The organism is Synechococcus sp. BA-120 BA3 (genome assembly GCF_034931285.1).
In the GTDB taxonomy this organism is placed as follows: Bacteria; Cyanobacteriota; Cyanobacteriia; order PCC-6307; family Cyanobiaceae; genus Cyanobium.
Window position 1 is genome coordinate 1 of record NZ_JAYGHZ010000320.1, and the last position, 7,349, is coordinate 7,349.

The 7,349-nt window shown below is 69.2% G+C and carries 7 protein-coding genes; 5 read left to right on the forward strand and 2 right to left on the reverse strand.

Annotated features, from left to right (window positions below; all coding sequences use genetic code 11):
• Positions 1-89: 89 nt before the first annotated feature.
• Positions 90-1,127: a helix-turn-helix domain-containing protein gene (locus VB737_RS13220; RefSeq protein WP_500313622.1), complete on the reverse strand. Its 1,038-nt coding sequence runs from the start codon at positions 1,125-1,127 to the stop codon at positions 90-92.
• A gap of 62 nt (positions 1,128-1,189) precedes the next feature.
• On the opposite strand from VB737_RS13220, the gene VB737_RS13225 reads away from it, so the two are divergent.
• From VB737_RS13225 to VB737_RS13245, 5 genes are all read left to right on the forward strand, one after another.
• Entirely contained in the window at positions 1,190-2,695 is a 1,506-nt protein-coding gene (locus tag VB737_RS13225; protein WP_500313624.1) for an arylsulfatase, read from the forward strand.
• A gap of 86 nt (positions 2,696-2,781) precedes the next feature.
• A complete protein-coding gene (locus VB737_RS13230; RefSeq protein ID WP_500313625.1) occupies positions 2,782-3,669 on the forward strand; it encodes a formylglycine-generating enzyme family protein in 888 nt (295 codons plus the stop codon).
• A 3-nt stretch (positions 3,670-3,672) separates the two neighbouring features.
• A complete protein-coding gene (locus VB737_RS13235) occupies positions 3,673-4,086 on the forward strand; it encodes a DUF1622 domain-containing protein (protein ID WP_500313627.1) in 414 nt (137 codons plus the stop codon).
• A complete protein-coding gene (locus VB737_RS13240; RefSeq protein ID WP_500313629.1) occupies positions 4,087-4,473 on the forward strand; it encodes a YidH family protein in 387 nt (128 codons plus the stop codon).
• Positions 4,474-4,478: 5 nt separating this feature from the next.
• A complete protein-coding gene (locus VB737_RS13245; protein WP_500313631.1) occupies positions 4,479-5,363 on the forward strand; it encodes a bile acid:sodium symporter family protein in 885 nt (294 codons plus the stop codon).
• 31 nt (positions 5,364-5,394) lie between these two features.
• Here the strand turns inward: VB737_RS13245 and VB737_RS13250 are convergent, their stop codons facing one another.
• Positions 5,395-7,074, reverse strand: a complete 1,680-nt coding sequence (locus VB737_RS13250) for a mechanosensitive ion channel family protein (protein ID WP_500313633.1) — start codon at positions 7,072-7,074, stop codon at positions 5,395-5,397.
• Between the last annotated feature and the right edge of the window lie 275 nt (positions 7,075-7,349).

A 7,349-nucleotide genomic window follows, 5' to 3' on the forward strand; every position in this document is an offset into this window, starting at 1 on the left:
CCCCAGGGCCGACAGCGCCAGGGCCAGGCCGGCCAGCACAGGCGCCGGGCGGGGCTTGCTCTCGTTCATGGGAGGGGAGGTCAGGCCGCTCAGGCCCGGAGGCTGGTCCGGGGATGTTCGCCGAACAGGCGGCGGTAATCCCGGGCGACGTGCCCCGCGTTCATGAATCCCCACCGAGCGGCCAGCTCGGCGACCGTCGTGGCCTGCGGATCGGCCGCCAGCAGGGCCTGCCGCATGCCGTGCAGGCGACGGATCTTGAGGTAGGCCATCGGGCCCATCCCCAGGTGCTCCCGGAACCCCTGCAGCAGGCTGCGGCGACCGGCCGCCACCTGCCGGCAGAGCCCATCGAGGCTGATCGGTTCGTGGGGATGGTCCGCCATCCAGGCCTGGGCGGCCTTCACCAGCTCGATCCGGGCCGGCGGCCGGGCCAGCCGCTCGCCGTGGCCGGTGCGGTGCACCAGGGCCTCCACCAGCAGCGGCACCAGATCCCCGCCCAGCCGGCGGCGGATCGCCGGATCCGCCAGCAGGGCCGGCGAGCGCTCCGCCAGGCGGAAGATCCGCCGCAGGCAGGCTCTCACCCCCTGGAAGCGCAGTGGATCGATCGCCTCCCAGTTGGTCCCCTCCAGCGACTCCTCCAGGTCGGGGCCGCCCAGCTCCAGGGCCCCCTGCAGGAACGTGTCCCGATCCAGGCTCAGCACCGCCAGGCTGCAGCGTTCCGGGGTGGTGAGGTGGATCTCCCCGGCGGCGGCGAGGCCGAAGAACGCCGTAGCCGGCAGCTCCAGACCATGGGAGCGCATCACCGGCCTGCCGGGGTTCTCTTCCAGGTCGAGGGCGATCAGCTGGCGGCCGCTGGGTTTGGCCCCACCCGCGTGCAGGGGCCGATCGAAGCGCAGCCGCACCACCTGCAGCACCCCCAGGTCGAGGGCCAGCAGTTCGCTGCCCAGACGGCCACCGGCGAGCTGGGTGAGCTGCACGGGCAGCAGGGGGGTGAGCACCGCTTCCAGGTGGGCGACGTCGTGGATGGAACGGGAGACGGAAGCGGCGAAACCGCACTTTCTGAGTGTTCGGATCGTTTCGCCCTGTGCATCCTTTGGGGGCGTGTCCCCTGGATCCGTGGCGACCGTCACGTGACAAGGGGGGACCAGAGCCCCTTCCTACCCCACTCCTCACCCGCCGGGTGTTCCCCGCCATGCCCAACGGCCAACCCAACATCCTGATCCTCTGGGGCGACGACATCGGCCAGAGCAACCTCAGCTGCTACAGCGACGGCCTGATGGGGTACCAGACCCCCAACATCGACCGGGTCGCCAGGGAGGGCGGCCGCTTCATCCACTACTACGCCGAGCAGAGCTGCACCGCCGGCCGGGCGGCCTTCATCTCCGGCCAGAGCGTGTTCCGCACCGGCCTCAGCAAGGTGGGGCTGCCGGGCGCCGAGCTGGGCTACCGCGCCGAGGATCCCACCATCGCCGAACTGCTGCAGCCGCTGGGCTACCGCACCGGCCAGTTCGGCAAGAACCACTTCGGCGACCGCGACGAGCATCTGCCGACGATGCACGGCTTCGACGAGTTCTTCGGCAATCTCTACCACCTCAACGCCGAGGAGGAGCCGGAACTGCGCGACTACCCCAAGCCGGAGGACTTCCCCGATTTCCAGAAGAACTTCGGCCCCCGTGGTGTCCTGCACTGCTGGGCCAATGGCGACGGCACCCAGCGCATTGAGAACACCGGTCCGCTCACCAAGAAGCGGATGGAAAGCTGCGATGAGGAGTTCATGGCCGAAGCCAAGCGCTTCATCCGTGACGCCGTGGCCTCCGGTGAGCCGTTCTTCGTGTGGTTCAACACCACCCACATGCACTTCCGCACCCACGCCCGACCCCAGGACATCGGTCAGTCAGGGCGCTGGCAGTCGGAGTACCACGACGTGATGATCTATCACGACAACTGCATCGGCGAGATGCTCAACCTGCTCGATGAGCTGGGCATCGCCGATGACACGATCGTGATGTACAGCACCGACAACGGGCCGCACATGAACAGCTGGCCCGATGCCGGCATGACCCCCTTCCGCAACGAGAAGAACTCCAACTGGGAAGGGGCCTACCGGGTGCCGGCCCTGGTGCGCTGGCCCGGCAGTATCGCCCCTGGCAGCCTGTTCACCGGCATCGTCAGCCACCTCGACTGGCTGCCCACCCTGCTGGCGGCGGCCGGTGAACCGGAGATCAAGCAGAAGCTGCTCACCGGCCATCAGGTGGGATCGAAAACCTTCAAGATCCATCTCGACGGCTACAACATGCTCGACTACTGGACGGGCACGACCGACAAGAGCCCCAGGATCGAGTTCTTCTACTTCTCCGACGACGGTGATCTCACCGGCCTGCGCTACGACAACTTCAAGTTCGTGTTCATGGAACAGCGCGCCGCTGGCACCCTGCAGGTCTGGGCGGAACCCTTCATCGTGCTGCGTCTGCCCAAGATCTTCAACCTGCTCACCGATCCCTACGAGCGGGCCGACATCACCTCCAACACCTACTGGGACTGGATGCTCGACCACGCCTTTGCGCTGGTGCCGGCCCAGACGATCGTGGGGCGGTTCCTGGCCACATTCCAGGAGTATCCACCCCGTCAGAAGGCGGCCAGCTTCTCGCTCGAGGAGGTGATGGAGAAGATGACCGCCGCGGCGAGCGGCGGCGGTTGAGGCACGAATCGCTCAGCGGAGCCGCCATGGCCAAGGATCGTTCACTGGCCCCGCCTCTCCGGCCGGGGCGCCCGCCGGCCCCGAACATGGCCTGGATCCCTGGCGGCACCTTCACCATGGGCTCCGACCATCACTACCCGGAGGAGGCTCCGGCCCACCGGGTGGCGGTGGCGGGGTTCTGGATCGACCGCGCCCCGGTCACCAACGCCCAGTTCCTGAAGTTCGTCAAGGCCACGGGCTACATCACCCTGGCGGAGAGGCCGGCCGATCCAGCCGCCTATCCCGATGCCCTGCCGGAGCTGCTGGCGCCCGCCTCGATCGTGTTCGTGCCGCCGCCGGGGCCGGTGGCGACCGGCGATCCCTACCGCTGGTGGCAGTACCTGCCGGGGGCCAGTTGGCGCCACCCCGAAGGACCCGGCAGCTCCATCCGGATGCGGGAGCACCATCCCGTGGTGCACGTGGCCCACGAGGACGCGACGGCCTACGCCGCCTGGGCCGGCAAGCAACTGCCCAGCGAGGCCGAGTGGGAGCGGGCCGCCCGCGGCGGCCGCCAGGAGGGTGAGTTCGCCTGGGGGGACGAGCTGCACCCCGGCGGACGGCCCATGGCCAACACCTTCCAGGGGGACTTCCCGCACCACAACAGCCTGCTCGACGGCTGGGAGCGCACCTCGCCGGTGGGGTCCTTCCCGCCCAACGGCTACGGCCTGCTCGACATGATCGGCAACGTCTGGGAGTGGACCGACGACTGGTACGGCGGCCATGCCGCCACGGTCGCCAACCCGGGTGGGTGTTGCCGGGAGGCCAGCATCGATGCGGGCTCCCAGCACGGGAACCAGCCGCGCAAGGTGGTGAAGGGCGGTTCCTTTCTCTGCGCCCCCAGCTACTGCCGCCGCTACCGGCCCGCTGCGCGCATGGCCCAGGGGATCGACACCGCCACCTGCCACATGGGCTTCCGCTGCGTCGTGAGGAGCTGATCGGTGCCGGACCTTCCCGTGGTGGAGTGGATCGATCGATTCGCCGTCGGTCTGCGTTTCGTGCTCGAAGGCGTGTCGCTGGTGTGCGTGGCCCTGGGGTTCGCGGCCACGCTGCTCCAGGCCGTGCGCCAGCGGCTGGGCCCCGGTCGCCACCGCCGTGAACCCTTCAGCCGGCGTTTCAACAGCCTCCGCCTCACCTTCGGCAGCTGGCTGTCGATGGCCCTGGAGTTCCAGCTGGCCGCCGACATCGTCGCCACCACCGCGGCCCCCTCCAACCAGAACCTGATCCAGCTCGGTGTCATCGCCGTGATCCGCACCTTCCTCAACGTCTTCCTGGCCCGGGAAGTGGAGCTGGAATTGAAGTTCGAGGCGGCCCAGCGTCAGCAGAGTTCCACCACCCCGTCCCCTTCTTCCTGAATGGCCAACCTCAACAACGAACTGGCCAAGGAGCGCAACCGGGCGGCGGCCGAGCGCACCCTGATGGCCTGGATCCGCACCTGCCTCTCCCTGATCAGCTTCGGGTTCGGTCTCGACAAGATCATCGGCGCCATCAACAGCAGCCGCTTCGAGGGCAGCGATCACGCCGGGCTGAGCGTGCGCCTGGTCTCCATCGGTTTCGTGCTCGTCGGCATCCTGGCGATGGCCGCGGCGACCCGTCAGCATCTGCGTACGCTCAAGCTGATCCGGCGCGACGACTTTCTCTATGCCGATCAGCGTTCGATCAGCACCATCACGGCGATCGCCCTCACCCTCATCGGAGTGTTCGCCTTCGTGCTGCTGGTGATGGGTTCCCCTCTCGGTTGATCACCATGCGCGAAGCCGCCGGCGTTCTAGTCACGGCCACGATCGTCACCCTGATGTTCAGCCTGGGCCTGGGGCTGAAGCAGTACCCCTTCCTGTTGCTCAGGGATCGCCCCGCCTTCCTCGGGCGCGTGCTGCTGGGCACCTGCGTGCTCGTGCCCCTGGCCGGGCTGGCCCTGGTGCTGCTCCCCCTGCATGGGCTGCTGAGCCGGCCCGCCTGGGTGGCGATGGCCCTGATGCTGGCCTGCCCCAGTGCGCCCCTGATCCTGTTCCGGGTGCGCAGCAGCGGTGGCACCGCCGAACTGGCCGCGCGGCTGCAGATCGGTGCGGCGCTGCTGGCGATCGTCACGGTTCCACTGATGGAGGTGCTCTTCCGCTCCGGCGCCGCTCTGCGGGGCTGGGAGGTGGCCGACTGGGGGATCACCCCGGGCCAGGTGGCGGGCCAGGTGCTGAAGGTGCAGGTGCTGCCGGTGCTCGCCGGGGTACTGCTGGGGCAGTGGCGTCCCGAGCTGGCGCGCCGCTGCAGCCGGGCGCTCGGGGGTCTGGCCACCGTGCTGCTGATCGTGATGATGGCGGCCCTGCTGCTGCTCGCCGGCCGGCAACTTCTGCCTTTCCTGCAGCAGAACCTGGTGGCTCTGGCCGGGATGGCCGTCCTCAGCGTGCTCAGCCTGGCGATCGGCTACGGCCTGGCGGGATCGGACCCGCTGGAACGCCGCACCGTGGCCCTGGTGTCGGGGATGCGCAACACCGGACTGGCGGCCCAGCTGGCCCTCACCTACGGCAAGGGGCTGCCGGGCCTGATTCCCGGCCTGCTCAGCTACGTGCTGATCACCGTGATCGTCAGCACCCTGTTTTTGAGCTGGCAGCAGCGGCAGTTGGCCTCCACCGGCTGATCGTTGCGTCCGATGGTGGCGGCCCCATCGCTCAGCCGTTCTTCGGCACGGTGCTGCGGTTGCCGTTGCGGATGGCGTGATAGCCGGGGGAGAGGATCTCCACATCGGCGGCGGCGAACTGATCCTGCAGGGCCGCCAGCAGCGCCGAGAGGGTCTGGCGGTAGGTGGCCGGATCGCGCACGAAGGCCGTGAGTTCGTAACTGATGTGGAAGTCGTTGAGGGAGGTCTGCAGCACGAACGGCGCGATCTCGTCGGTGATGCCCTCCACGCTGCGCGCCGCGCCCAGCATCAGCGCGTGCACCTGCCGCCAGGGCACGTCGTAGCCGATGGTGATCGTGGTGGCCAGCGCCACCGGTTGCCTGATCTCCCGCCGGGAGAAGCTGAAGTTCACCACCGACGCGCCGATCACGGTGGCGTTCGGGATGCTCACCAGTTCGTTGCGCGGGGTCTGGACGCGGGTCACCAGCAGCGCCCGGTCCTGCACCACTCCCACCACGCCGTTGATCTCCACCCGGTCGCCCTTGCGGAAGGCTCGGGTGTAGATGAGCATCAGTCCGCTGATGATGTTGCTGGCCACCGCGCTGGAGCCCAGGGCCGCCAGAGCGCCGATGAACAGCCCGGCCCCCTGGAACACCTTGCTCCCCGAGCCGGGGATGTAGGGGAAGGCCGCCGCCAGACCCGCCAGGCTGAGCAGGATCGCCACGAGTCGCGCCGTGGGCAGGGCCCATTCCTGGTAGAAGCCGGGGATGCGGACCCTGCCGCGGTCGACCGCCTGGAACCAGGCATTGCTGATCCGGATCACCAGGATGGTGATCGCCAGGATCACGGCGATCGAGAGCAGGTTCGGAATCGCCTGCACCACCCCGCCCAGGAAGGTCAGCACCAGGTCCTTGATCTGCCCCCGCAGGCCCTCGGCGATGCCCTGGGTGGGGGGGAACAGCCCCAGCAGCAGGGGGATCAGCAGGTAGCTGATCAGCAGGATCAGGCTCCAGTGGACCAGCTGGCGCAGGCGCTGCATCACATCGCGCACCTGATCGGGCTCGACGAAGCCGCTGAGTCCCAGCCGGCTCAGCCGCTGCAGGACGAAGCGCTGGCGCTGGGCGATCTGCTGCCGGATCCGTTCGTTGAGGATCCCCTGGCCCCGAAGCCAGAGGATGTAGATCCCCAGCACCAGGGCCGCCAGGCCCGTTCCCTTCATCCAGGCGCTGAAGGTGTGGGTGCTTCGGTACGAGGAGATCGCCTGCCGCAGCCCATCCCGGTAGCGCAGCGCCAGCTGCTGCCGCGTCACCCCGAAGCAGGCCGCCTCCCGATCACCCACGGCCATCTCCGGGGTGAAGCGGCCGTCCGGCTCCCTGAACCCGACCAGGGAGAAGGGGGGGTCCTCCTGCACCACGAGCTGCTCGGGCCGGAAGGTGCGATCCTGCGCCAGGACCAGCAGCCGGGCGTTGCCGCGCCGGACATAGTCGTCCACCTGCTGGGCCGCCGGTGCCCGGCGGATCTCCAGATAACCGCGTCCATCGAGGCCGATGAAGCCGGGCTCGACCGCGCATCCCGGCCTGGACTCCGCCGGGGTGGCGTCCTCGACGGCCAGGGCGGGACGGGCTGGTTCCAGGCTCAGGCCCAGGCCAAGCCCGAGGGTGAGCAGGAGCGCCAGCAGGCTGATCCGCCGTGCGAGCGGCCATGGTCGCCACTGGATCCTGTGCCGCTGCATCACCGATCCTCTGGATCTGCCCATTGGATTGTCCCGTGGCGCCAGCCCGGGTGTCGATGGCTGCGGGGACATGGGCCGCCGGCGGGAACCCTGGAGCATGCCCCGCTCTCCCCTGCTGCCGCTGCTGCTGCTGCTCGTGGTGCTGGTGCAGGCCCAGCTGCGGCCGCTCCAGCCCGGTCCGGCCGATCCGCTGCGGCTGCTCGCCGGCGGGGATGGGCCGCAGCCGGTGATCCTGCACGGACGCCTGCTGGCTGACCCGGCGGCCGCCGGGGCCC

What these genes read in the sequence shown, in the direction of transcription:
- VB737_RS13230 (WP_500313625.1), top strand. Translation starts at nt 2,782, where the DNA reads ATGGCCTGGATCCCTGGCGGCACCTTCACCATGGGCTCCGACCATCAC.
- VB737_RS13240 (WP_500313629.1), top strand. Translation starts at nt 4,087, where the DNA reads ATGGCCAACCTCAACAACGAACTGGCCAAGGAGCGCAACCGGGCGGCG.
- VB737_RS13250 (WP_500313633.1), bottom strand. Translation starts at nt 7,074, where the DNA reads ATGCAGCGGCACAGGATCCAGTGGCGACCATGGCCGCTCGCACGGCGG.
- VB737_RS13245 (WP_500313631.1), top strand. Translation starts at nt 4,479, where the DNA reads ATGCGCGAAGCCGCCGGCGTTCTAGTCACGGCCACGATCGTCACCCTG.
- VB737_RS13225 (WP_500313624.1), top strand. Translation starts at nt 1,190, where the DNA reads ATGCCCAACGGCCAACCCAACATCCTGATCCTCTGGGGCGACGACATC.